Consider the following 25,242-nt stretch of genomic DNA (forward strand, 5'->3'; position numbering starts at 1 on the left):
GGAAGCGACTCGGTGTGACCGCGGGCACGTAGCGACCCCACAGCAATCGCGGCGGTGACCGCACAGATCGGGCTCCTACCTTCACTGGTGTCGGCAAGAGATGCCGACACGAGACAAGGAGTCAGACATGGCATTCGCACAGCAGAACCCCACCGCCAACCGCACCACCCCGAAGCGTCGTCAGCGCACGTGGGATCCGCGTAACCGTCGGTGGATCTGGATCTGGCGCTGAGGTACCCCCGGCAGATCACACCACGACACCTTCTGGGGCCCGCGACCACCGCGGGCCCCAGAGATGTGTCGTGCCCCGAATTCACCCCGCCTCGACGACAACGGGAGACCCCATGACCTTCACCGCCGCACTGCGCCGATTCGGGCCCCTGTTGCGTCCCGACCGCGCCGCGATCGGACTGGCCGCGCTCTTCCTGTCGGTGGCTGCCGCGTGCGAGATCGCCGCAGTGTTCTTCCTCTCCGACCTGATCGACTCCGCCCTGAGTGCGGATTCCACCGCCGACTTCGTCGAGTCGGCCGTCATCTGGCTGATCGTCACCGTCGCCGCCGCCGTGGCCGGCTACCTCGGTCTGCTCACCGCGGTCAGCACCTCCGAACGCTTCGTGCTGGTACTGCGCACGAAGCTCTACGCGCACGTGCAGCGACTGAGCCCACGTACGCACCGGCGCATCGGGATCGGCGATCTCGTCGCCCGCCACACCGGCGACATCGAGGCCGTCGAGCACATGACCGCGTCAGGATTGCTGCAACTCGCGATCGGGCTCGCCCATGTCGTGGGCCTGCTGGGGGTCGCGTTCGTCATGAGCTGGCAGGTGTCGACCGTCGCCCTCGTGGCCATCCCTGTCCTCGCGGCGGCGGCGTCGATCTTCGGTCGCTCGCAGACCACGGCCACACGCGCCGAACGGGTGGCCACCGCCGACATCGGTGTCGCGGTCCACGAGAGCCTCGCCGGCGTCGAGACGACGGTCGCCTACAACCAGCAGGACCGCGAGCAGCGCGTGCTGGCCGGTCACGGGCGTTCGTGGCTGCGGGCCCGCATGTCCCAGACCCGCGTGGAGGCGGGTTTCGGCGCTGTCATGAGCGTCGGCCAGGTGCTCACGATGCTCGGCATCACCGTCGTCGGTGCGTGGCAGGTCCGGACCGGCGACCTGAGTGTCGGCGGTCTCGTCGCTCTCACCGGCTACCTCGGGTACCTCTATCCGAAGGTCCAGGAGATCGCCGAGATCCGACTCGCGATCGCCTCGTCGGTGGTCAGTGCCGAGCGTGTCGCCGAGATCCTCGACACACCGCCCTCGACCGTCGATGCCTGCGACGCCGCCGCGCTGCCCGCTGTACGTCCCTGCCTCGAGTTGTCGCACGTCGCCTTCGGTTTCGACCGGCCGCTGCTCACCGATGCGACCCTGTCCGTGCGGCCGGGAGCGATCGTCGCGCTCGTCGGGGCCAGCGGATCCGGGAAATCGACACTGGCGGGACTGATCACGCGCCTCGAACGCCCCGACCGCGGAACGATCAGGATCGACGGACACGACATCGACGGCGCCACGGCGCGGTCGATCCGCGAGCGGGTCACCCTGTTGCCCCAGCAGGTGGTGATACGCACCGGCACCATCGCCGACAACATCGCATTCGGCCGGCCGGACGCGACCCCGGAACAGATCGCCGACGCCGCCCGCGCGGCCGACGCCCACGGGTTCATCACGATGATGCCGAACGGCTATCAGACGGTGGTGACCGACGGTGGTCTCCAACTCTCTGGCGGTCAACGTCAGCGGATCGCCATGGCACGCGCGCTGATCCGCGACACTCCGGTACTCGTCCTCGACGAACCGACGACCGGTCTCGACGCCGAGTCGGTTCGCCGGGTCATCGCACCGATCCGTCGATGCGCGACGGGACGGGCCACCCTGATCATCACCCACGACCGTCGCCTCGCGGCCCTGGCCGACGAGGTGATCGAACTGCGTGACGGGGTCACGCGACGTGTCGATCAGAGGGCGACGATGACGATGGCGAGCACCGCCATGAGCAGCACCACCACGGCGACGCCTATCAGAGCCGGTGAGATGGGGACGACCGGATCGGACGTCGGTGTAGTGGGCGCGTCCGCCGGGGGCGGTCCGGGCGGAGTGGTTCCCGGAGCTGTTGCGGAAGAAAGTATCTCGCCGGTGCGCTCACTTCGGGGCCGGATCGTCTCGCCCGTGGGCTGACCCGCCGGACGCGCGGTGGCGGGCGGCGACGGTGCGTGCGAGGTCGTCGTGCGCACGCGGGCCGCTGGCAGTCCGGTCTCGGTGCGGGGCGCGCTGCGCGAACTGCGTGTCGTCGACCGTCCGCCGAGTCCCCAGATGGGTATCGCGCTGTCGCTGCGGGGCAGCGGCGAGGCGAGCACCGCCGACGGGTTGCCGCCGGGGCCGGCGGCCACGGCGGCGAGCAGATCGCGAGCGCGGGCCATCGTCGGTCGGTTGCCCGGGCTCGGTTCGAGCATGGCCAGCAGTGCCGGCGTCAGATCGCCCGCGCGCACAGGCGGGTTGATCTCGCCGCGAGCGACGCGGTGCAGGAGTTTCAACGAGTCCTCGTCGACACCGAACGGCGGCTCGCCCTCCACCATGGTGAACACGGTCGCGCCCAGCGAATAGACGTCGGAGGCCTCGGTGGGCTCCGCCCCACGGGCCACCTCGGGTGCGAAATAGGCAGGGGTACCGGTGATCACGCCGGTGTCGGGCCCGGCCGCCTCGTCCTTCGCGCGGGAGATGCCGAAGTCGGAGATCTTCACCGTCCCGGCGTCGCGGCCGGTGTTGGCGATCAGGATGTTGCCGGGCTTGATGTCGCGGTGGACGATGCCGTCGCGGTGTGCGGTCGCCATCGCCGAGGCGACCTGCGCCCCGATCTGCGCCGCGTGGAGTGTCGACAAGGTGCCGGTGGTGTGCAGGATCTGCGCGACACTGCGTGAGGGGAGGTACTCCATCACCAGCCACGGCTCACCGCCGTCGACGGCGATGTCGTGCATGGCGATCGCGTTGCGGTGGGCCAGACGTGCGGCCATCCGACCCTCACGCAGTGCGCGGGTGCGCACGTCGTCGGCGGACTCCTCGGTGAGGCCCTCGGTCGAGACCACCTGTTTGACGGCGACCTCACGGTCGAGCAGCTGATCGCGCGCCAACCACACCGCACCCATGCCGCCGCCACCCAGCTTCGACCGCAGCCGATACCGGCCGGCGACGAGCGAGCCGGGGCCCCGGATCTCCCGGGGTGTACGTGGAGCGGTCACGAGAATTGAGGTTAGTGGACGAACTGTGTGCCCGTGCGGATGTACACCCTGACCGGCACCGGCGTCGTTCCTCAGCGGGCGATCACATGCGAGGCCGTGACCGCGGTGAGCTTGTCGGGGTTGCGGACGACATATACGCCGGTGATGGTCGCGCCGCGCGTCTCGAGCACGAACACCGAGTCGACATCGCCGGCGGAGGTGATGATCACCGCCGGCGACCCGTTGTAGCGGGCCGGCTCGAACGCGGGTTCGTCGATGCCGCGCCGGGCGATGCCGACGAGGAAGCGGCTGACGGCGTCGGCGCCGCGGATCGGTCGACGGGCCGCGAGAACCTTGCCGCCACCATCGGAGATCAGCACCGCGTCGGGGGCCAGCATGTCCATCAGGCCCTGCACGTCGCCGGTGACGGCGGCGGTGAGGAACGCCGTGGTCACCTCCTCCAGCGCACCGCCGTCGGCGTCGAACCGCCGCCGACGTGACTGCACGTGTGACCGCGCCCGGTGCGACATCTGACGCACCGCGTCGACCGAACGTCCCACGGCGGCGGCGATCTCGGCGTGGGAGAACCCGAACACCTCCCGCAGCACGAACACGGCCCGTTCGTCGGGACCGAGGGTCTCGAGGACGACCATCATCGCCATCGACACCGACTCGCTCAGCACCACATCGGCTTCGGGGTCGGTGTCGGTGCACCGCAGCGGCTCGGGCAACCACGGACCGACGTAGTCCTCGCGTCGCCGCGACGCCGAACGCAGCGCGTTCAACGACTGGCGCGTGACGATCGCCGCGAGGTAGGACCGGTCGGTGGCGACCGTGTCGAGATCGACCTCGGCCCAGCGCAGGTAGCTCTCCTGCAGGACGTCGTCGGCGTCGGTGGTCGAGCCGGTGATCTCGTAGGCGATGGTGAACAGCAGCGGTCGCAGCGCGGTGAAGACCTCCGCGTGATCCCGCCCCGCACCCGTCACCGTCGGGGTCCCCGTGGCCAGGAGTACGAACCGCCCTTGCGTCCCTCGGTGGAGATCCATCGCACCGTCATCCGGCACACCTGCTCTTTCACGATCCCTCCGGCGCGTCCACCGACGTGAACGGGTCGCGGTCGGTCCGAACGGTCGGTGAGCACGACGGTGCCGGCGTCACGACCGAGGCCGATGCACTGTGCGGCGAAACCCTGGTCGACGCGCCGCGTTGGTGTGTCGGCGAGCAGCGCGGTCACCGTGTCGGCGGCCTGTGCCCCCAGCGGAAGGGCGGCCTGGCAGCTCATCCGCAGGTTCACACCGTCGACGACCACGGCGTCCCCGGCCCCGACGATCCGCGGGTCGGACACGCTCCGCAGGCGGTCATCGACACGCAGTCGCCCGGAGTCGTCGGTGGCCAGTCCGCAGTCGCGCGCGAGTGCGGGAACGCCGAATCCCGTTGTCCAGATGGTGATGTCGGCGGTGAGCGTGCGTCCGTCGGCGAGGGTGACCTTGCTCTCGGCGACCTCGCTCACCGTGACGCCGTCGACGATCTCGACCCCGAGACGTCGCAGGCGCCGCGCCACCGAGCGTGCCCCGGTCGTACCGGCCGTGGGGACCAGACCGCCGCCGGCGACCACCGCGACCGAACCGCGCGGTCGCGTCTGACCCATCTCGGCGGCCACCTCGACACCGGTCAGGCCGCCGCCGACCACCACGATTGTCGCGTCGTCGGGTGAACCGGCCAGGCGGGTGGCGAGCCGCCGGGCCTGATCGACGTCGCCCACCCGGTGGGCGAACTCCTCGACACCCGGCACCGACGACTTGCCCGCCCCGCTGCCGACGGCGTAGATCAACGCGTCGTAGTGCAGTGACCGCTCGTCGTCGAGGAGAACGCCGCGGCCCCGCGGGTCGATTCGTGTGACGGCGGCTTGGGTGCGTGCGATCTCCGGATGCAGCAGGGTCGCGAAATCGAGTGTGGCGGAGCCGGTGCCCGCGGCGAGCTGGTGGAGTCGGATGCGTTCGACGAAGTGCGGGTGCGGGTCGATCAGGGTGACCTGCGCGGCGCCGGTCGCCTGCAGTCGGTTGGCGGCCATGCATCCTGCATAGCCGGCCCCGATGACGATCACGTGATGGGCGGTCATGGTCTTTCCTCCGACGGTCGATGGCGACAGTGTGTCCTGCCGTCACCTCTCATGACACCGACCGGGCAGAGAACGTGACACCGGATCGTCTACAGGGTGTTGTCGAACCGGGTGCGCGCGGCCACCCATCGATGCAGCACGTCGTCGGACGGCACCACCTCGTCGTCGCGCGCACGGGTGTCGGCGCCACGGATCTCCTCGTGCAGGTGTTCCATGGTGGCGTCGAGGCGGTGTGCGGTCTCGGCCGCCTCGGCGAGTTCGTCGAGCAGACCGGTGGGCACCACCGTGTCGTATTTGTAGTAGATCTTGTGCTCCAGGCTGGCCCAGAAATCCATCGCGATGGTGCGGATCTGGAGCTCCACGGTGACGGTGACCACCCGGTCGCTCATGTTGACCGGTATCGCCAGCAGTGCGTGCAGGCTGCGGTAGCCGTTGGGTTTGGGGTGGGCGATGTAGTCGCGGATCTCGATCACCGTCACGTCGTCCTGGCGGGTCAGCATGTCGAGTACGCGATAGACGTCGGACAGGAACGAGGTGGTGACCCGGACCCCGGCGATGTCGGTGATGGCCGCGCGGATGCCGTCGAAGGTGGGCGGGCACTTCTTGCGCCCGATCTTGTCGAGGATGCTGTCCGGGGATTTCAGTCGCGACGACAGGTTCTCGATCGGGTTGTAGTCGTGCAGGTGGGTGAGTTCGTCGCGCAGGATGGCGATCTTCGTGTGCACGGTATCGATGCCGAACTTGTACTCCATCATGAAGCGCGCGAAGTCATCTCGCAGCTGCCGCATGTCCGCGTGCCCCACCCCGTCGGGAAGCAGCTCGGTGGGCAGCAGGTCGGGCAGCCGTGGGTTGACTGCGGTGATGTCCGATTCGGTCACGCCACGACTGTACGTTTCACGCCGCGGTCGTCGGTCGCCTCAGTCCTCGGTGCGCACATGCGCTCGCTCGCCCTGCCTGCCGAACAGCATCAGCACCTCGGCCGGCCCGCGGTCGGTGGTGCCGATCCAGTGCGGCGTGTGGGTGTCGAACTCGGCTGCTTCGCCGGGTGCGAGTTCGAGGTCGCGGTCGCCGAGGACGAGGCGTACGTGTCCGTCGAGCACGTAGAGCCATTCGTATCCCTCGTGCGATCCGGTGGTCACGCGGTCACCGGCGCGCGCGGTCGGGATCACCACCTTGTAGGCCTGCAACCCACCGGCGCGGCGGGTCAGGGGTAGGTAGGTGCGGCCGTGTCGGTCGATGGGCCGCAGCGTGATCCGCGGATCACCGGTCTCGGGTGCACCCACGAGATCGTCGAGGGCGACGCGGTACTCACGGGCGAGGGGGAGCAGTTGCTCGAGCGTCGGCCTGCGCTGACCGGACTCCAGTCGCGAGAGCGTGCTGACCGAGATGCCCGTGGAGTCGGAGACCTCCGTCAGGGTGGCCTCGCGCCGGGTGCGCAGCGCGCGCAGCCGCGGTCCGACGGCGGCGAGCACGGAGTCGGTGTCGGTGATCGGATCGGCCATGCCCTCAGTTTGCCAGATCGGCAAGAATGTTTGCCACATTCGTGACGGCGGTTGCACTGTGGTCTCCACAACCGACGACCGGAGGAGAACGTGATGGACGAGATGGTGGATGTGGCCGTGATCGGCGGGGGGCCGGCAGGTCTGGCGGCGGGGGTGACCGCGAGCCGGTCACGGCGATCGGTGGTGGTGATCGATGCCGGGTCGCCGCGCAACGCCACCGCCGCCGGCGCGCACAACGTCCTGACCCGGGAAGGGATCTCACCCGTCGAGTTGGGGGCGCTGGGACGTGCCGAGGTGGAGCACTACGGCGGTGTGGTGCTCGGCGGGACCGTGGTGCGCGTCGACGGCGACGTCGGGGACTTCACGGTGGTCCTCGACGACGGACGGGTGGTGCGGGCGCGGCGGATCGTGGTCGCCGCGGGCGTGACCGACGATCTGCCCGACATCCCGGGCCTGCGCGACCGCTGGGGGCGTGATGTCCTGCACTGCCCGTTCTGTCATGGGTGGGAGGTGCGTGATCAGTCGATCGTCGTCATCGCGACCGGTGCGACGTCGGCGCACCAGGCACACATGTTCCGGCAGTTGAGCGACCGCGTGACCATCGCACGCAACACCGCACCCGAGTTCGACGCCGAGACCCTCGAGCAGCTCGCGGCCCGCGACATCGACATCGTCGACGGGGCGGTCGCGGGGATGGTGGTGGCCGACGACCGGCTGGTCGGGGTGCGGCTGGTGTCGGGTGAGGTGATCGACTGCGACGCGGCCGTCGTCGCGACCACGGGGCGCGTGTCCGGTGCGGTGGTGGAGTCGCTCGGCCTGGTGGTGTCGGAGGTCCGCTTCGGTGACCACCTGATGGCCACGGCCGTCGACACCGACCCGATGGGCGCCACCTCGGTCCCCGGCGTCTTCGCCGCGGGCAACGTGGCCGACGCCCGCGCGACGGTGATCGCCTCGGCCGCGGCGGGGGTGAACGTCGCGATGGGCGTGCACGCGAGCCTCATGGCCGACGACATCGCCGCCGCGCTCGCGGCGCATCGAGAACGGTCCGGCGCGGCGGTCTGAGACATCCGGCCCGGTCGGCGGACGACCGATTGACGGTTGTCGGTGGCCACACCTACGATCAGAATCGAAAACCTGTTCGAACGGTCGTGAGTGTTCGCACCTTCCCTGCGCACACCTTCCCCGCGACTCCCATGAGGTGTTGAGGCTCGAGGTGTTGAGGATGGTGCGATGACGTCTGTAGACGTGAGGGAAGCCGACAAGCGGGTCGCGGACACGCTGGCGGAATTGCGCAAGAAGCTCGCCACGGTCTCGTCGACCAAGGCGAAACCCGTTGTCCCGCAGAACCAGAGAACGGTCACGGTCGCCGCCTCGGAGCAGGTCGACAAGGAGTTGCTGCCGATCCCGGCCCCGCTGGCGCAGATCATGCCCGGTGGGGGTCTCGCGCGGGGATCGGTGGTCGCGGTCGACGGCGCGCGGTCGGTGTTGGTCGCGATCATCGCCGAGATCACCGCCTCGGGCGGATACGTGGCGGTGATCGGCCTGCCCCACCTGAGCCTGCACGCGGTGCAGGAGATGGGTGGCGACCTGTCGCATGTCGCGGTGGTGGCCGGGCAGGACAATCCGGTGTTCGATCCCGTGGAGGTGGCCGCGGTGCTGCTCGACGGACTCGACCTGGTGGTGGTCGGCCTCGGTGGGGTGTCGGTGCCGCCGTCACGTGCGCGGGCGGTGATGGCCCGGGCGCGGGCGAAGGGGTCGACGCTGATGGTGACCGACGGGCGGTGGTCGGGTGTGCAGGCGACGCTCACCGCCCAGGTCGCCGATTACCGACATCTGCCGTTCCGGGCGTCCGGGCACGGTCGGATCTCGGGGTTGTCGTTGTCGGTGCAGGCGCGTGGTCGCGGGACGCGGGTGACCGAGACCCGGATCGATGTGGTGCACGCCGACGACAGGGTCCGGCTGGTCGCCGCACGACCGGTCGGTGCGGTCGCCGACACCGCGCCGGTCACCGCCACCGCTGGGCTCACGATCGCCGTGGCGAACTGATGTCGGGCGAACCCATGGGAAGGCCCCGACGCACCCTGGCGCTGTGGTGTCCGGACTGGCCCGCGGTGGCCGCCGCGGCCGACGCCGACATCTCGCCGGACGAACCGGTCGCGGTGATCTCGGCCAACCGTGTGGTCACCTGTTCGGCGACCGCGCGGGCGGCCGGGGTGCGCCGCGGGATGCGCAAACGGGAGTCGCAGGCGCGCTGTCCGGCCCTGCACGTGGTGACCGCCGACCCCGGTCGTGACGGGCGGCTCTTCGAACCGCTGGTGGCTGCGGTGGCCGAGGTGATCCCCGTCGTGGAGGTGTTGCGACCGGGTCTCATGCTGCTGCCCGCCGCCGGCGCGGCCCGCTACTTCGGGGGTGAGGAGGTGGCGGCGGAGAAACTGATCGACGTCGTCTCGGCCTGCGGGGCGGAGTCGTTCACCGGCATCGCCGACGAATTGTTCACCGCCGTGGTGGCCGCGCGGCACGGGCAGATCGTGCCCACCGGTGGCGACGTCGACTTCCTCTCCCCGCTGTCGATCGCCGAACTCGGTGCCGAGCCCAGCCTGTGCGGCGACGACCGGGAACACCTGATCGATCTGCTGTGGCGGTTGGGTGTGCGCACGATGGGCGCGTTCGCGGCGTTGTCGGTGACCGACGTCGCGACACGTTTCGGCGCCGACGCCGTCGTCGCCCACCGGGCCACCCGCGCCGAGGCCGGCCGGTCGGCGTCGGGCCGGCTGCCGGGCACCGACGTCGTCATCGACCACGAATGCGATCCGCCCATCGACCGGGTCGACGCGGCGGCGTTCGTCGGTCGCAGACTGGCCGACGAACTGCACCGGGCGTTGATGGCGGCGTCGGTGGCCTGCACCCGGCTCACCGTCCACGCCTCCACCACCGGTGGACAGCATTCGTCACGCACCTGGCGGTGTGCCGAGCCGTTGACCCCGGAGGCCACCGCCGACCGCATCCGTTGGCAGCTCGACGGATGGCTCAGCGGCAAGGACTCGGGCAACCGCCCGGACTCACCGATCTCCCGTCTGCGACTGGAGCCGGTGGAACTCGTCGACTCCGGCGCCCTGCAGTTCGGTTTCCGTGGGGCGGGGATCCCCGGCGGCGACGGCGAGGTGGCCGACCGGGCCCGGCGGGCACTGGTGCGTGTGCAGGGTCTCCTCGGCGGTGAGGCCGTCCGTGTACCGGTGCGCAGCGGCGGACGTGGTGTGGCCGAACGGATCACGCTCATCCCGCTGGGGGACGAGCTCACCCCGGCGTCTGATCCCGACGCCCCCTGGCCGGGCCGGATCCCCGAACCGGCGCCGTCGGTGGTGCTCAGCGCCCCGGTGACGGTGCGCGACTGCAACGACGACCCCGTACAGGTCACCTGTCGCGGGATGTTCAGCGCCGAACCGACCACGGTCACCTGGGGATCGCGGAGCTGGGACCTGCTCTGGTGGGCCGGTCCGTGGCCTGCCGACGAACGCTGGTGGGCCGCCCCCGGCGAACGGGTCGGCACCCATGCGAGAGCGCAGGTGCTGCTGAACGATTCGCGTGCCCTGCTGCTGCGTTACCAGCAGCAGGGGTGGACGGTCGAGGGTGTCTACGAGTGACCCGCGGTGCGCGCCCTACGAGGCGGTCGGGTCGTTCATGGTGCCCAGGAACACCGGCAGACCCGTTGCGGTGTCGACGATCTGGTAGACGAACGCGCGGTCGGCGGTGAACGTCGCCGCCGGCGGCTGTGGCATGCCGGTGACCATCGTCATCCCCGTGGCCGCTGCGGCGATCGTGCCCCGCTCGCCCACGGTGATCACCCCGGTCTGCGCCGCATTGCTCACCGTGGCCCCCGGTGCGATGCCGTCGAGGTCGCCCGGGCTGAACATCTGCCTGACCCCCAGTCCACGGAGCACCGGCGCCAGGTCGACCGTTGCCCCGGTCTTCCACCGCGGCAACGTCACCTCGACAGTCGGTGTCGGGGTCGCCGCGCGCAACGCCTTCGACACCGAGGCCAGCACGTCGTCGGTCAGCAACGCCTTCGACGTGGAGCCCGACGCCGGCAGGATGACCTGCATCGCCAGACCTGCTCCGGCGTAGGGGAGTTCGGCCGCGGTCCAACCGGGTCCGCTCGCCAGACGGGTCGGGAGGATCCCGCCCATCAGCGGCGCCGACACCACACGACCCGACGCCGTGGTGAACGGCTCGTCGCTCGTGGCGTCGGGGGTGAACGGCGATGCCCACGCGGCCGCCAGATACACCGTGGTCACCACGGCCAGGTCGGTGGTGGGATCTGCGGGTGCGGGTGCGCGGGTGATCTGCCCGCCGGTGTTCACCGTCACCCACTCGTTCATCGCCTCCCGCGCCTCGGCGGTACCGAAATCGAGTGGGTAGACGCCCGCGTCGAAGTAGCGGGCCAGTCGATCGAGATAGGCGGCACGCGGAGGTCGCGACCGGGGCACGAACACCCCGGCCGCCTGGCGGTACACCGGCGGCGACGGTGGGTTGTTCACATCGACTGTGCCCGGATCGCCGCCGATCGCGCCGAGTTGGCCGAGCAGCGCGGCGATCGCCTGCGGCCGGTCGGTGCCGAGGAGTCGGTCCAGCTCGTCGGCCGTGGCCCCGGTGGCGCCCGCCCGGACCATCCCGATCGCGGTCGCGGCGCTCCACGGCGAGACGACGGTGTTCGGTGATCCGCTCGTAGGGCGCGCCGACGCCATGGCGACGCCCAGGCGTCGAACCCCGTCCACCAACGACTCGGTGGCGGCTCGCTCGGTGTCGATGCCGATCTGTGCGAATGTCACGCTCGGTGCCCTACTCAGTTGTGCCGTGTCGGGTGGCGCCGCCTCGGTGGCACACCCGCTGAACACCAGGACCGTAGCCACGACCACCGACACCACCGCACGCCGTCGACGGCCGACGGACTTCACGAGTTCGCACCCCTGGCGAGCAGCGGCCACCGCCCGACCTCGACCCCGTCGGTCTCCACGACGAGATCGTCGACGAGGTTGACGGTGATGCACACGTGGTTCGGGACAACCCGCACGACCGACCCGGCGTCGGGGAGCGGCCCCTCGCCGACCACGGTCGCGTGGTGCTCCGACAGAGCGATGACGCGCGCGCCCGGGAGGTCGGGGAGCAGCCCGAAACCCGATACCCAGTCTGGCTTCTCGGTGCCGAGGATCTTGCTCCCGCAGTCGAGAACGGCACGCCCCGGCTCGCGGCGGACGACTGTTGCGGCCACCGACAACGACACGTCGTCGACGCCCGCACGACCCAGGGCCACCTGTTGGGCGTCGTTGAACGGGTAGACCCCCGGACGGACCTCGGTCAGCACATCCGGGTGCGCGAACTCGACCGTCGGTGTCGAACCGCCGCTGCGGACCGTCGGGTCGACCCCCATCGCCGCGAGCGCGTCGGCGGCGTCGGTGATCGCGCGGGCTTCCTGATGCGCTGCGCCCTCCCGGCCGGTGGGGGAGTAACCGTGGCCCGGGAACGTGAACACGCCCACCACCCGCAGTCCGTGCGCAACGGCGTGGGCGGCAACGGTTCCGGCGTCCCGCGGGAATGCGCCGGTGCGGTGCTGACCGCTGTCGACCTCGACGAGCACCTCGACCGACTCGCGGGCATCTCCGAGCGCCTGTGCCATCGCGACCGCGCCGGCGACCGAGTCGACCGCCACCCGCACCGAGGCGTCGCGCGCCACCGACTGCAACCGCGCGGCCTTCGATGCGGTCAGCCACAGCGGGTAGGCGATGAACAGGTCGGTGAAGCCGGCCGCGGCGAACGCCTGCGCCTCACCGATCGTCGCCACCGTCAGTCCGGTTGCACCCGAGGCAATTTGTCGGCGCGCGATGTCGGCGCTCTTGTGCGTCTTGGCGTGCGGGCGGAGCGCGATTCCCTGCGATGCGACCCGTCGCGCCATGACCGAGATGTTCGCGTCGAGGATGTCGGTGTCGACGCGGACGTATGGGGTGTCGGCGGTCGGGGGTCGGGTCAGCATCACCGTGGACTCTACGACCAGCCTGCGCCGACGCCACGACACCTCAGCTGGTTGTTTCTGATCGGTGACGATCGTCCCGACGTTGTTCCCTTCGCCCGGTACTTACGCGTACCGTGACCTTCACGCGATCGGACATCCGGACGTGACCGGCCACGGAAGGTGAACAGCATGCGCATACCCCGCGTTCTCGGGACGACGTTCGCCGCGATGCTGCTCGCGGCGGCGAGCACGGTGGGGGCCGTCGGTGTCGCCCACGCCGATCCGATCGAGCCCGTGTCCCGACTGATCAGTGCCGGTGTCCCCGCCGACGTCGCGGTTCTCGCGCCCTTCGCGACACCCGTCGCCGCCGGCGACACCGTCCGGCTCAGCTCCGGTGGATTCCCGGGGATCGGTGTCGACGCGGTCATCGACCACCAGCGCAAGACCATCACCGTCATCCAGCGCTGGCTGGACTACCAGCCGTCGCGACTGTCGGTGGGGTGGGTGAACCTCGCCAACGGCCGGTCGGGTCTGTCGAAGTTCACCCGCACGCTTCCCGGGAAAGTGCCCGGGACGTCGTACCCGTCACTCGACCGCGCCGCGCTGTTGCCCACCGGAGGGGGGCCGGTGGCGATCGTGGTGTTCGGGGAGGTCCCCGGGACCGTCGCCCTGATCGGACTGTCGTCGGAGGCCTACGGGTACCTCACACCCCTCGTTCGGCTGCTGCAGGTCTAGATCACCGCAGCGGCGCGCGGCGGGTGTGGCGCCGGTTACTCTGACGTCATGTTCAAACGATCCTTGATGGCCATCCTGTGCGGCGTGATCGCCGCGGTCGGCCTGTCGGCGACCACCACGTTCACCGCTGCCTCGGCCGCGCCCTGTGCCAACGTCGAGGTGCTCTTCGCCCGCGGCACCGCCGAGCCCGCGCCCCCCGTCGGACTCACCGGTCTGTCGTTCGGTCAGGCGCTGCGTGGCGCGTTGCCCGGCAAGTCGGTCGTGGTCCGCGGGGTCGACTACCCGGCGAGCGCCAACTTCCGCGACCGGATCGGTCTCGCGCAGACGGTGATCAACGGCGTGAAGGCCACCCAGAACCGCATCACCTTCCTCGCCCGCACCTGCCCGCAGACCCGCATCGTCCTCGGTGGGTACTCCCAGGGTGCCGTCGTGGCGGGCTACGCGGTCGCCCCTCGGGTCACGCTTCCCGCGCAGTACCGCGGCTCCGCGCCCGCGCCGCTGCCGGCGTCGGTGGCCCGCAACGTCGCCGCCGTCGTGCTGTTCGCGCCGCCGAGCGCCCGGTTCCTTCGCGACGCCCAGGCGCCCGCGATCGAGGTGGGTCCGCTGTACCGGGGCAAGACGCTCCGTTACTGCATCGCCGGTGACACCATCTGCAACGGCGCACCGCTGGGGCAGCCCAACGGCCTGCACGTGCTGTACGCGGTGAACGGCGACACGGTGAACGCTGCCGGTCGCGTCGCCGCCCGTATCTGACACGCACTCTGTGCAGTCACGGTTCCTCGCAGACGGCGCGGTGATCCGGTCGGCGCAACCCGGTGACGAGGCGGGGTTGCTGGCTGCGATCAGGGCGCTCGCGGAGTACGAACGCGAGCCCGACGCGGTCGACAACACCACCGACGCGCTCACCGTGACACTTTTCGGCGACGCCCCGAAGGTGTTTGCGCACATCGCCGAACGCGAGGGTCGCGTCGTCGGTGTCGCGATCTGGTTTGTCACCTACTCGACGTGGACCGGCCACCACGGCATCTGGCTCGAGGACCTGTTCGTGTACGAGTCCGAGCGCGGACGCGGGTACGGGATCGCGCTGCTCGTGTCACTCGCCGCGGTGTGTGTCGACCGTGGGTACACGCGACTGGAGTGGACCGTCCTCGACTGGAACGAGCCCAGCATCGCCTTCTATCGATCGCTGGGCGCGCGCCCCATGGACGAATGGACCACGCAGCGTCTGGTCGGCGACGACCTCGCCTCCCTCGCAGCGCACTGATATTGGTCGACGGGTCTCCGCCGCGCCGGACTGGGTCGATCGCACTCACGCTCCACCTTCTGAACGACGCTCCGCTTGCAAGCGGAGCGTGGCTCGGGAAGTGGAGCGTGAAGGCAGACCGGACCCGCTCGAAAATGTGTTCGATTCTCGGTACAGTCGGGTGTGGGCTGGAACGAGGGCCCGCCCACGTGGGCGGAGATGGAGCGGGTGCTGTCCGGGCGCCCGAACCAGGGTGGTCGACCGGGTGACACCTTCCCCGGGGACGGCAGCGACAGTCCCGCGTGGTCGCGCAAACGCGAACCGTTCCGAGCCGACGACATCGAGCGCGGGCGGACATCCACCCCGTACGCCGAACTGCACGCACACACCTCGTACAGCTTCCTCGACGGCGCGAGTTCCCCCGAGGAGATGGTCACCGAGGCCCACCGTCTCGGACTCTCGGCGCTCGCGGTCACCGATCACGACGGGTTCTACGGAGTCGTCCGGTTCGCCGAGGCCGCCCGCGAATGGCGCATGCCGACGGTCTTCGGGGCCGAGTTGTCGCTGCAGCACGACGCCGCACGCACCGGTGTCGCCGACCCCGGCGGAACGCACCTGTTGGTGCTGGCCCGCGGGCAGGACGGGTACCGCCGGTTGTCGCGACAGATGGCGGCCGCGCACATGGCCGCGGGCGAGAAGGGTTTGCTGCGTCACGACATCGACACCCTCGCCGCCGCGGCCGACGATTCCTGGCTGATCCTCACCGGGTGCCGTAAAGGTGCCGTGCGGCAGGCGTTGTCGGCACACGGTCCCGACGCCGCCGCAACCGAGCTGCGAGCGCTCGTCGACCGGTTCGGCCGCGACAACGTCGTCGTCGAACTGTCCACCGGCGCGCTGCCCACCGACGACGAACGCAACGCGGCACTCGCGACGCTCGCCGCCTCCCACGGGCTGCACACGGTGGCGACCACCGGAGCCCACTTCGCCGCGCCGAACCGGCGACGTCTGGCCATGGCCCTCGCCGCGGTGCGCGCCAGGTCGAGTCTCGACGAGATCGCCGGCTGGCTCGGCCCCCTCGGGGGAGCGCACCTGCGAAGCGGTGACGAGATGGCCACCCTGCTCGCCGCACACCCCGAGGCCATCGACAACTCTGCACAGTTCGGCATCGACTGCGCCTTCGAACTGCGTCTGATCGCGCCGGAACTGCCGCCGTTCGACGTACCCGACGGGTACACCGAGAAGACGTGGTTACGCGAGCTGACGATGCGCGGTGCCGCCGACCGCTACGGCCCGCCCGCGTCGCACCCGAAGGCCTACCGGCAGATCGAACACGAACTCGCGGTGATCGATTCGCTGAACTTCCCGGGGTACTTCCTGGTGGTCCACGACATCGTCGACTTCTGCAAACGCTCCGACATCCTGTGTCAGGGGCGGGGCAGCGCCGCCAACTCCGCGGTGTGTTTCGCACTCGGTGTCACCAACGTCGACCCGGTGCGCAACAGTCTGCTGTTCGAACGCTTCCTGTCGCCCGAACGCGACGGCCCGCCCGACATCGACGTCGACATCGAATCCGACCGGCGCGAGGAGGCCATCCAGCACGTCTACACCAAGTACGGACGCGAATACAGCGCTCAGGTCGCGAACGTGATCACCTACCGCGGCCGGTCGTCGGTGCGGGACATGGCTCGCGCACTGGGGTATTCGATCGGACAGCAGGACGCGTGGAGCAAACAGGTGAGCCGGTGGGGGCGCACCGTGGACGAGGACGAGAACCCCCCAGATGAGAAGTCACCGGCCGACATCCCCGACGATGTCCTCGATCTGGCCGGGCAGGTGTCGGGCATGCCGCGTCATCTCGGGATCCACTCCGGCGGCATGGTGATCTGCGACCGACCCATCGCCGATGTGTGCCCCACCGAATGGGCGCGGATGCCCGGCCGCAGTGTGCTGCAGTGGGACAAGGACGACTGTGCAGCCATCGGTCTGGTCAAGTTCGACCTCCTCGGGCTGGGCATGCTCTCCGCGCTGCACTACGCGATCGATCTCGTCGCCGAACACAAGGGAATCCACGTCGATCTCGCGCGCATCGACCTGGGGGAGAAGGCCGTCTACGACATGCTCTGTGCCGCAGACTCGGTCGGGGTGTTCCAGGTGGAGTCGCGTGCACAGATGGCCACGCTGCCCCGGTTGAAGCCCCGCGAGTTCTACGACCTCGTGGTCGAGGTGGCGCTCATCCGCCCCGGCCCGATCCAGGGTGGATCGGTGCACCCCTACATCCGGCGGCGCAACGGACTCGAGGTGACCGGGTACGAACACCCGTCCATGCGTGCGGCGCTCGAACGCACCCTCGGGGTGCCGCTGTTCCAGGAGCAGTTGATGCAACTCGCCGTCGACGTCGCCGGCTTCGACGCCGCCGAGGCCGACCAGCTGCGGCGCGCGATGGGATCGAAGCGGTCGCCGGAGAAGATGCAGAAGTTGAAGGAACGCTTCTACTCCGGCATGGAGGAGACCCACGGGATCACCGGCGAGATCGCCGACCGAGTGTTCGAGAAGATGGCCGCGTTCGCCAACTTCGGCTTCCCCGAGAGTCATTCGCAGAGTTTCGCGGCGCTGGTCTTCTACTCGTCGTGGTTCAAGTACCACCACCCCGCGGCGTTCTGCGCCGCCCTGCTGCGCGCGCAGCCGATGGGTTTCTACTCGCCGCAGTCACTGGTCGCCGACGCGCGCAGGCATGGTGTCGCCGTCCACGGCCCCGACATCAACATCTCGCTGGCCCACGCGAATCTCGAGAACAGCGGTCTCGACGTACGGATGGGGCTGGGGTCGGTACGGCACATCGGCGACGAGGTGGCGCAGGTCATCGTCGACCGACGCCGTGCCGACGGCGCCTACCGCAACCCGGCCGACCTGGCCCGGCGCGCCGAACTCGGTGAGAGGCAACTCGAGGCGCTGGCGACCGCGGGTGCGTTCGACTGTTTCGGCGGCAGCCGACGCCAGGCGTTGTGGGACGCCGGCGCGGCCGCGTTCGAACGGGCTGACCAACTCGCGCTCGAGGCGTCGCTGACCGCGCCGACACTGCCCGGTCTCACCGATGTGGAGACCGCCGCCGCCGACGCCTGGGCCACCGGGGTGACCCCGAACGTCTATCCCACCCAGTTCCTGCGGCCCCGGCTGACCGCGATGGGTGTCGTCGCGGCCGACGGCCTGCTCGCCGTGCCCGACGGGTCCCGGGTCGTCGTCGCCGGGGCCGTCACCCATCGGCAACGTCCGGCCACCGCGTCGGGCGTCACCTTCATCAACCTCGAGGACGAGACCGGCATGGTGAACGTGGTCTGTTCGGTGGGGCTGTGGAAGCGCTACCGTCGCCTCGCCCAGAACGCCACGGCACTGGTCATCCGCGGCACGGTCCAGAACGCTGAGGGCGCGGTCACCGTGGTCGCCGAACACCTGGAGAAGATGGACCTCAAGGTCGGCACCCGATCCCGCGACTGGCGGTAGGGCGTGCGAGCGCCGCTACACGGCGCCGTCGAAGCCGTTCTGACGCCAGGCCTCGTACATCACGATGCTCGCGGCGTTGGCGAGGTTGAGCGATCGACGACCGGCCAGCATCGGGATCCGCAGGCGTTCGGTGACGTGTGGGTCGGCGAGCACCTCATCGGAGAGGCCGGTCGGCTCGGGGCCGAACAGCAGGACGTCGCCGGGCCGGTAGTCGACCGCGGTGTGGAACTTCTCGGCGTGCGCGGTGAACGCGTAGACGCGTTCGGGCGCGAGGGCCGCCCAGGCGGCGGCGAGATCACGGTGCACCGTCACCGACGCCATCTCGTGGTAATCGAGGCCCGCCCGCTTCACCTTCGCCGCATCGAGCTCGAAGCCGAGTGGTTCCACGAGATGCAGTTCGCACCCGGTGTTGGCCGCCAGCCGGATGGCGTTGCCGGTATTGGGGGGTATGCGAGGTTCATGGAACAAAATGCGGAACACAAGCGTCTACTGTGCCTGAGCACCTGTCGAGCACGACGGGGCAGGGCAGACCCGCACGGCGATGGTCACGAGACGAACTGGGTGGGACATGCGGGACACGGTGCGCACCACATCCGGGATCGTGTGGCGCTACATACGGTCGGCACCGGGCACCTACCTCTGGTTGGCCGTCCTGTTCGTCACCACCGTGATCGCCCACCGCGTGGCCCCCGACCAGCTCACCCACATCCTCCAGAACCGCTCCACCAACCTCCGACACCTGCTCCACAATCCGCTGCCGAGCCTGTTCCGCAGCGCCTTCTGGATCGACGGAAACGGCTGGTTCCTCTACGCGATCGTGTTCTCCGCCATCCACGCACCGGTCGAACGCTGGCTCGGGACGGCGCGATGGGTGGCGATCGTCGTCATCGCCCACGTCACCGCGACCTACGTCAGCCAGGGGATCCTGCTGTGGGCCATCGACAGCGGTCGCGCACCGCAGAGCGATCTCGCCGTCATCGACATCGGGGTCAGCTACGGACTCGCCGGGGTGGCCGGGATCCTCGTCTATCGGATCGCTCGCCGTTGGCGCTGGGTCTACGGCGGTGCCCTCGCCGTCGTCTGCCTCACCCCGATCGTGTGGCCGCTGGTGCACGGCACCCACTTCACGTTCACCGACATCGGTCACCTGTGTGCCGCGATCGTCGGACTGGCCTGCTACCCGATCACCCGGATCGGACGGCGGCGCACGCCACTCGTCGGCGATCTCCCACCGGTGTCGCCGCATCTCGTCGAGCACATGACGACCGAGCCCGCCCTGCCGCCGGTGTCGCCCCACCTGCTCGAACGCATGCCGGCACCCGCGGTCACGCCTCCGGCCAGGCGGCGGATCACCTCGGCGATGCAGGAGAGGCTTCGTCGACCACTTCTTCGACGAGGTGGATCCGTCGAGCCGGAGGCGGTCGGGTGAGAGTTCGATGACGACACCGACGGCGACCACGGCCACGCCGTAGAGCACCGGCAACGCGACGGTCTGCGGGCAGCCTGAACGCAGCTGCATCCCGCCGATCGGGGACACTGGTGGCGTGACGGCGACAGCACTCGACGGCAAGGCCACCCGCGACGAGATCTTCGTCGATCTCGCGGCGCGTGTGACGAAGCTCCGCGAGGCCGGGATCACCCCGGGCCTCGGCACGGTCCTCGTGGGCGACGACCCCGGATCGCAGGCCTACGTCCGCGGCAAACACTCCGACTGCGCGAAGGTCGGCATCGCGTCCCTGCGCCGGGATCTGCCCGCCGACACCACCACCGAACAGCTCAACGCCGTCATCGACGAACTCAACGCCGATCCGGCCTGCACGGGCTACATCGTCCAGTTGCCGTTGCCACCGCAGCTCGACGACAACGCCGCCCTCGAACGCATCGATCCCGGCAAGGACGCCGACGGCCTGCACCCGATCAACCTCGGACGCCTCGTGTTGGGCACCGACGCCGCACTGCCCTGCACCCCTCGGGGCGTGGTGCACCTGCTGCGTCGCTACGACATCCCGATCGCCGGCGCGCGCGTCGTGGTGGTCGGGCGCGGGGTCACGATCGGTCGCCCCATCGGGCTGCTCCTCACCCGTCGCAGCGAGAACGCCACGGTCACGCTGTGCCACACCGGGACCACCGACCTCGCCGCCGAGGTCTCACGCGCCGACATCGTGGTCGCCGCGGCCGGTGTGCCGCATCTGATCACCGCCGACATGGTGAAACCCGGTGCGGCGGTGCTCGATGTCGGGGTGAGTCGCACCGACGCCGGTCTCGTCGGCGACGTCGCGCCCGACGTCTGGGAGGTGGCCGGTCACATCTCTCCCAACCCCGGCGGTGTCGGACCGCTGACCCGCGCTTTTCTGCTGGTCAACGTGGTCGAGCGCGCCGAGGCCCTGCTGCGGCAACGCTCGTCGTGACCGGTCGCCGACGATGAGCATCCACGGGACCGGTCGGTCGGTCGACGACGTCCGTCGCGCGCGCCGTCGGCGGTCGATCCTGGTGCAGATCCCGTTCGCGATCGTGCTGGCGTTCGTGGCGGTGGCCCTGATCTTCCTCATCCTCGACCGGTGGCGACGTGGGGCTTTCGTCTTCGGGGGCGGGGCACTGGTGGCGGCCCTCCTGCGAGCCCTGCTGCCGACCTCCCGTGTGGGATTACTGCAGGTGAGAGGTCGTTTCGTCGACGTGGTGGCGATGGCGATCGCCGGTGGCGCGATCATCTGGTTGGCCGCCTCGATCGACGCCCTGGGGACCGGTATCGATCAATAGTCGGTCGCTTTCGGGCGGGTCCATTGACTATTCTCGTGGGCGATGACGGCCACCTCTGCGACCGATCCGCGGCCGCCGATCACCACTCTGGGAGTGTCGGCGGGCGGGGGCATGACCCATTGCGCCCTGGTGACGGTCGACGATCATGAGCGGCTCGTGGTCGATTCGCGGGTCATCGAGGTCGACCACACCGACCGACTCGACCGCGCCGGCCGGGTGAATGCCGGTATCGATCTGATGCTGGGCAGCGCGGCGTCGGCCGGTCTGTCGGTCGCCTCCATCGGCGTCGCGTCGCGTGACTCCGGGCGTCGTGGGGGACTGGCCTCGCGTGGTTCGGGTCCGCGGCGACAGATCCACCTGCTCGGCGACGCCGAATCAGTCGCCCATGCCCTTGTCGAATCGGGTGAGATCGCCGCCCATGACGAGATCGTCCTGCTCGACTGTGGTGACACGGGTGTGACGATCTCGCGGCTCGACCCGTCGACAGGGCGGCTGACCGGCACCGTGCGGTCGACGGTGATGTCGGGCCACGCGATCGATTCCGCCCTCGCCGATCTCGTCGGTGACGAACTGTCCTTGACCACGCGCACGTCACGCCGGGTCCTCGTCGGCGCCTGCCGAACGGCGAAGGAGGAACTCGCCGAACAGGATTCGACAACGATCGTCGTGCGTGGCCGACCGCTCGCGGTGACCGCGGACATGGTGTCCGAGGTGACCGAACCGCTGGCCGAGCTGCTCGCTGACGTGCTCGTCGACTACGTTCGTGCGCAGTCGATCCCGGTGACCACGCCGGTGGTGCTGGTCGGCGGGGTCGCGAACATCGCCGTGGTGCGTTCTGTTCTCGAACGTTCCACATCGGCCCCGGTCGTCGTCGCACCGACACCGGATCTCCTGGGCGCCATCGGGGCCGCGCTGCTCGCACGCCCCAACCGTTCGTCGGCGCTGCGACTGGCCTTCATCGGCGGTCGCGGTCACCGCGACTGGTGGTCGGCGGTACCGCTGGCGATCGTGGGCTGCTTCATCGCGGTCGCGATGCTCGCGGTCTATGCCTTCACGGCCGCCCTCGACGGATCGTCCGCGCCGGTGCGCGACGTGGAGGTCACCGCCTCGACGGCGGCACGTGCCGACGTGCCCACGGCGGGTCGTCCCGACACCGCGACCCCGGTCGTCGTGACGACCTCGCCCGCGCGTGGGACAGCTGAGGAACAGGCGTCCACCCGTGAGACCGTCGCACCGCCGACCGTGACGGCCGACCTGCCCACGACGACGACATCGCCCACACTGGGGTATCCGAACGGCGGGGTGGAACGACGCCAGGAGCGCCCCTGGGCGACCACCGAGTTGCCGACACCGGAGGACACCTCGGGCCCGACATCGACCATCAGTGCCACCAGTCCGCCGCTGACCCCGGATGTGCCCTCGGGTTCGGTTCCGCTGACCTCGCCGCCGCTGTTGTCGCCGGTGCCGCTTGATCCCGGGTCGCTCACGCCGTACCCGTTCATCCCGATCCCGGCACCGCGCGCCACCCCGGCGCCCGGGTCGGTCACACCGACGGTGACGCCCGCACCCTGACGCGGCCGCACGCGGGGTTGCCGGTGGCGTTCAGCCGCGGGCGAGTTCCATCGTCCGCTTGAGCAGGTCGGCGATCGCGTCGAACTCGGTGAGGAAGCCGTCGTGTCCGCTGTCGGACTGGATGACGTGCAGTCCGCCGACGCAACCGGGCATCAGGTCGGCGATCTCGGCCTGGGTTCGCAAGGGGTACAGCCGGTCCGACGAGATCCCGCCGACGATCACCGGCACGTCGCAACTGCGCAACGCGGCCTCGGTGCCCCCGCGGTTGCGTCCAACGTCGTGGTGGTTGAGCACCTCGCTGAGCACCACGTAGCTGCCGGGGTCGAACCGGGCGGCGAGCTTGTCGGCCTGGTGTTCGAGGTAGCTCTGCACGGCATAGCGGCCACCTTCGAGCGGGATCTCTTCTCCCTGTGCATCATTGGTGAAACGCTGATCGAGTTCGATCTCCGACCGGTAGGTCATGTGGGCGATTCGACGGGCGATGCCGAGTCCGGCGACGGGGCGCGTCCCGGTGCCGTGGTAGTCGCCGCCCTGCCAGTTCGGGTCGGAGGTGACGGCCGCGATCTGGGTGGTCTGGGTGCCGATCTGATCGGCTGTGGCCCGCGGACCGACGGCCAACACGAGTCCGCTGCGGACCCGATCGGGATAGCCGATCAGCCACTCGAGCGATCGCGCACCACCCATCGAACCACCGAGAACCGCCGCCACGGAACGAATGTCGAGCGCATCCATCAGGGCGACCTCGGCGCGCACCTGGTCGAGCACGGTGATGTGGGGGAAGCGCGAACCCCAGGGCGCACCGTCGGGACCCGGCGACGACGGGCCGGTCGACCCGCCGCAACCGCCCAAAACATTGGCCGAGATCACGCACCACTCGTCGGTGTCGACCGCGCAGCCGGGGCCGATGAGGCCGTCCCACCAACCGGGCAACGGGTGGCCGGGACCGGGGGCGCCGACCACGTGGGAGTCGCCGGTGAGCGCATGCAGCGTCAACACGACGTTGTCGCGGGTCGGCGACAACGTGCCCCAGCGTTGGAACGCCAGGGTCACGTCGTCGATCCGGCCACCGTTGTCGAGCTCCACCGAACCCACGGACGCGTGGATCAACGCCCCGTCGCCGACGGTCTCCCAATCGGGCGGTGCGGAGACCTCACCTGCGGCAGTGGGCGTCCGGGATTCGGTGGTCACGATCAGTTCGCCGCCCGGAATCCTGTCTCGAGGTCGGCGATGATGTCGTCGATCCCCTCGATACCGACCGCCAGACGCACCAGTCCCGGGGCCACACCGGCTGCGAGCTGCTCCTCGGGAGTCAGCTGCGAGTGCGTGGTCGACGCCGGGTGGATGACCAGCGAGCGGACGTCGCCGATGTTGGCGACATGGCTGTGCAGCGTCAACGCGTCGACGAAGCGCTTGCCCGCGTCCACGCCACCGGTGATCTCGAACGCCACGATGGCGCCCTGACCCTTGGGGGCGAGCTGCTGGCCGCGCTCGTACCACCGCGATGACTGCAGGCCGGCGTAGGCCACCGACTCGACCTGGCTGTGACCCTCGAGGAACTGCGCGACCTTCTGTGCGTTCTCGACATGCCGCTCGATGCGCAGGCTCAGGGTCTCGATGCCCTGCGAGATGAGGAACGCATTGAACGGCGAGATGGCCGCGCCGGTGTCACGCAACCACTGCACGCGGGCCTTGAGCGCGAAGGCCGGGGCGCCGAGGTCGGCGAAGACCGCACCGTGGTAGCTCGCGTCGGGTGTGGTGAACCCGGGGAACAGGTCGACGCCGTCGCGCTGACCCCGCCAGTCGAACGTCCCGCCGTCGACGATGACGCCGCCGACCGCGGTGCCGTGACCACCGAGGTACTTGGTCGCGGAGTGCACGACTATGTCGGCGCCGTGCTGGAGCGGCTGGATCAGGTAGGGGGTGGCGACGGTGTTGTCGACGATGAGCGGGATCCCGTTCTCGTGAGCGACGCCGGAGATGCCGGGGAGGTCGAGGATCTCGTTGTTGGGGTTCGAGATCGTCTCGCCGTAGAACGCCCGGGTGTTGGGCTTGACCGCGGCCCGCCACGAGTCGAGGTCCTCCGGATCGTCCACGAAGGTGACCTCGATACCGAACTTCGGCAGCGTGTAGTGGAAGAGGTTGTAGGTGCCGCCGTAGAGCCGCGGGCTGGAGACGACATGTCCGCCGGTCTCGACGATGTTCAAGATCGCGTACGTCTCCGCGGCCTGCCCCGAGGCGACCAGCAGCGCCGCGACGCCGCCCTCCAGTGCCGCGATGCGCTGCTCGACGGCATCCTGCGTCGGATTCATGATGCGGGTGTAGATGTTGCCCGGCTCCGCGAGTCCGAAGAGGTCGGCGGCGTGCTGGGTGTCACGGAAGGTGTACGACGTGGTCTGGTAGATCGGCAGCGCGCGTGCCGATGTGGCCGCATCTGCGGTCTGGCCGGCGTGGATCTGCTTGGTCTCGAAGGTCCAGTTGAGGGTGGGGTCCTCGGACTCGAGGGTGCCGTCGTAGGGGAGGTCAGACATGGGGTACAGCTCTCTTTCGGTCGGCGGG

Annotated in this window: 21 protein-coding genes and 1 pseudogene; 12 read left to right on the forward strand and 10 right to left on the reverse strand. The window is 69.8% G+C overall.

Translation table 11 applies throughout. The annotated features are described in order from the left end of the window. Nucleotides 1-344 precede the first annotated feature (344 nt). Nucleotides 345-1,835 (forward strand): annotated as a pseudogene (locus tag ACLBW1_RS06685) (ABC transporter ATP-binding protein); the annotation flags it as partial. Between the two features lie 164 nt (nucleotides 1,836-1,999). Here ACLBW1_RS06685 and ACLBW1_RS06690 read toward each other — a convergent pair. The 5 genes from ACLBW1_RS06690 to ACLBW1_RS06710 all read right to left on the reverse strand — a co-directional run bounded on the left by ACLBW1_RS06690 (nucleotide 2,000) and on the right by ACLBW1_RS06710 (nucleotide 6,877). Beyond that, on the reverse strand, nucleotides 2,000-3,277 hold the full coding sequence (locus ACLBW1_RS06690) for a serine/threonine-protein kinase (protein ID WP_447810851.1): 1,278 nt from the start codon (nucleotides 3,275-3,277) through the stop codon (nucleotides 2,000-2,002). Between the two features lie 71 nt (nucleotides 3,278-3,348). Continuing rightward, the gene (locus ACLBW1_RS06695) at nucleotides 3,349-4,242 is read right to left on the reverse strand and encodes an RNA polymerase sigma-70 factor (protein ID WP_447810852.1); all 894 of its coding nucleotides are present in this window, start codon (nucleotides 4,240-4,242) and stop codon (nucleotides 3,349-3,351) included. After that, the gene (locus tag ACLBW1_RS06700; protein WP_447810853.1) at nucleotides 4,239-5,375 is read right to left on the reverse strand and encodes an NAD(P)/FAD-dependent oxidoreductase; all 1,137 of its coding nucleotides are present in this window, start codon (nucleotides 5,373-5,375) and stop codon (nucleotides 4,239-4,241) included. The genes ACLBW1_RS06695 and ACLBW1_RS06700 overlap by 4 nt, the downstream gene beginning before the upstream one ends. An 89-nt stretch (nucleotides 5,376-5,464) precedes the next feature. Continuing rightward, complete coding sequence (locus ACLBW1_RS06705; protein ID WP_447811172.1) at nucleotides 5,465-6,163, reverse strand: GTP pyrophosphokinase; 699 nt, start codon at nucleotides 6,161-6,163, stop codon at nucleotides 5,465-5,467. A gap of 129 nt (nucleotides 6,164-6,292) precedes the next feature. After that, a complete protein-coding gene (locus ACLBW1_RS06710; protein WP_447810854.1) occupies nucleotides 6,293-6,877 on the reverse strand; it encodes a helix-turn-helix domain-containing protein in 585 nt (194 codons plus the stop codon). A gap of 93 nt (nucleotides 6,878-6,970) precedes the next feature. Between ACLBW1_RS06710 and ACLBW1_RS06715 the strand changes: the two genes are divergently transcribed. The 3 genes from ACLBW1_RS06715 to ACLBW1_RS06725 all read left to right on the forward strand — a co-directional run bounded on the left by ACLBW1_RS06715 (nucleotide 6,971) and on the right by ACLBW1_RS06725 (nucleotide 10,518). Continuing rightward, nucleotides 6,971-7,939: an NAD(P)/FAD-dependent oxidoreductase gene (locus ACLBW1_RS06715; RefSeq protein WP_447810855.1), complete on the forward strand. Its 969-nt coding sequence runs from the start codon at nucleotides 6,971-6,973 to the stop codon at nucleotides 7,937-7,939. A gap of 168 nt (nucleotides 7,940-8,107) precedes the next feature. Beyond that, nucleotides 8,108-8,923, forward strand: a complete 816-nt coding sequence (locus ACLBW1_RS06720; protein ID WP_447810856.1) for a hypothetical protein — start codon at nucleotides 8,108-8,110, stop codon at nucleotides 8,921-8,923. Further along, complete coding sequence (locus ACLBW1_RS06725; protein WP_447810858.1) at nucleotides 8,923-10,518, forward strand: DNA polymerase Y family protein; 1,596 nt, start codon at nucleotides 8,923-8,925, stop codon at nucleotides 10,516-10,518. Before ACLBW1_RS06720 ends, ACLBW1_RS06725 begins: the two co-directional genes overlap by 1 nt. Nucleotides 10,519-10,533: 15 nt before the next feature. On the opposite strand, the gene ACLBW1_RS06730 is transcribed toward ACLBW1_RS06725, so the two are convergent. Both ACLBW1_RS06730 and ACLBW1_RS06735 read right to left on the reverse strand, forming a co-directional pair. Further along, entirely contained in the window at nucleotides 10,534-11,703 is a 1,170-nt protein-coding gene (locus tag ACLBW1_RS06730) for a serpin family protein (protein ID WP_447810859.1), read from the reverse strand. 122 nt (nucleotides 11,704-11,825) lie between these two features. Then, complete coding sequence (locus tag ACLBW1_RS06735) at nucleotides 11,826-12,902, reverse strand: alanine racemase (protein ID WP_447810860.1); 1,077 nt, start codon at nucleotides 12,900-12,902, stop codon at nucleotides 11,826-11,828. A 168-nt stretch (nucleotides 12,903-13,070) separates the two neighbouring features. Here ACLBW1_RS06735 and ACLBW1_RS06740 point away from each other — a divergent pair, with 168 nt between their 5' ends. The 4 genes from ACLBW1_RS06740 to ACLBW1_RS06755 all read left to right on the forward strand — a co-directional run bounded on the left by ACLBW1_RS06740 (nucleotide 13,071) and on the right by ACLBW1_RS06755 (nucleotide 18,357). Continuing rightward, on the forward strand, nucleotides 13,071-13,616 hold the full coding sequence (locus tag ACLBW1_RS06740; protein ID WP_447810861.1) for a hypothetical protein: 546 nt from the start codon (nucleotides 13,071-13,073) through the stop codon (nucleotides 13,614-13,616). A gap of 48 nt (nucleotides 13,617-13,664) precedes the next feature. Continuing rightward, complete coding sequence (locus ACLBW1_RS06745) at nucleotides 13,665-14,369, forward strand: cutinase family protein (protein WP_447810862.1); 705 nt, start codon at nucleotides 13,665-13,667, stop codon at nucleotides 14,367-14,369. A 40-nt stretch (nucleotides 14,370-14,409) separates the two neighbouring features. After that, nucleotides 14,410-14,880 (forward strand): N-acetyltransferase family protein, encoded by a 471-nt coding sequence (locus ACLBW1_RS06750; RefSeq protein ID WP_447811174.1) that lies wholly within the window; start codon nucleotides 14,410-14,412, stop codon nucleotides 14,878-14,880. Nucleotides 14,881-15,042: 162 nt separating this feature from the next. Then, the gene (locus ACLBW1_RS06755) at nucleotides 15,043-18,357 is read left to right on the forward strand and encodes an error-prone DNA polymerase (RefSeq protein WP_447810863.1); all 3,315 of its coding nucleotides are present in this window, start codon (nucleotides 15,043-15,045) and stop codon (nucleotides 18,355-18,357) included. A 15-nt stretch (nucleotides 18,358-18,372) separates the two neighbouring features. Here the strand turns inward: ACLBW1_RS06755 and ACLBW1_RS06760 are convergent, their stop codons facing one another. Then, complete coding sequence (locus tag ACLBW1_RS06760) at nucleotides 18,373-18,837, reverse strand: tRNA (cytidine(34)-2'-O)-methyltransferase (RefSeq protein ID WP_447810864.1); 465 nt, start codon at nucleotides 18,835-18,837, stop codon at nucleotides 18,373-18,375. Between the two features lie 100 nt (nucleotides 18,838-18,937). On the opposite strand from ACLBW1_RS06760, the gene ACLBW1_RS06765 reads away from it, so the two are divergent. The 4 genes from ACLBW1_RS06765 (at nucleotide 18,938) to ACLBW1_RS06780 (ending at nucleotide 22,686) form a co-directional block, all read left to right on the forward strand. Beyond that, nucleotides 18,938-19,786 carry a rhomboid family intramembrane serine protease gene (locus ACLBW1_RS06765; protein ID WP_447810866.1) on the forward strand — a complete coding sequence of 283 codons (849 nt, stop codon included), beginning with the start codon at nucleotides 18,938-18,940 and terminating at the stop codon, nucleotides 19,784-19,786. A 115-nt stretch (nucleotides 19,787-19,901) separates the two neighbouring features. After that, the gene (locus ACLBW1_RS06770; protein ID WP_447810867.1) at nucleotides 19,902-20,765 is read left to right on the forward strand and encodes a bifunctional methylenetetrahydrofolate dehydrogenase/methenyltetrahydrofolate cyclohydrolase; all 864 of its coding nucleotides are present in this window, start codon (nucleotides 19,902-19,904) and stop codon (nucleotides 20,763-20,765) included. 13 nt (nucleotides 20,766-20,778) lie between these two features. Continuing rightward, entirely contained in the window at nucleotides 20,779-21,114 is a 336-nt protein-coding gene (locus tag ACLBW1_RS06775; protein ID WP_447810868.1) for a DUF3017 domain-containing protein, read from the forward strand. A gap of 42 nt (nucleotides 21,115-21,156) precedes the next feature. Continuing rightward, the gene (locus ACLBW1_RS06780) at nucleotides 21,157-22,686 is read left to right on the forward strand and encodes a hypothetical protein (protein WP_447810869.1); all 1,530 of its coding nucleotides are present in this window, start codon (nucleotides 21,157-21,159) and stop codon (nucleotides 22,684-22,686) included. Between the two features lie 30 nt (nucleotides 22,687-22,716). Here the strand turns inward: ACLBW1_RS06780 and metX are convergent, their stop codons facing one another. Continuing rightward, on the reverse strand, nucleotides 22,717-23,874 hold the full coding sequence (gene metX / locus ACLBW1_RS06785) for a homoserine O-acetyltransferase MetX (protein WP_447810870.1): 1,158 nt from the start codon (nucleotides 23,872-23,874) through the stop codon (nucleotides 22,717-22,719). Between the two features lie 2 nt (nucleotides 23,875-23,876). After that, nucleotides 23,877-25,214, reverse strand: a complete 1,338-nt coding sequence (locus tag ACLBW1_RS06790; RefSeq protein WP_447810871.1) for a bifunctional o-acetylhomoserine/o-acetylserine sulfhydrylase — start codon at nucleotides 25,212-25,214, stop codon at nucleotides 23,877-23,879. Between the last annotated feature and the right edge of the window lie 28 nt (nucleotides 25,215-25,242).

The sequence above is a fragment of the Williamsia sp. M5A3_1d genome (genome assembly GCF_053345315.1).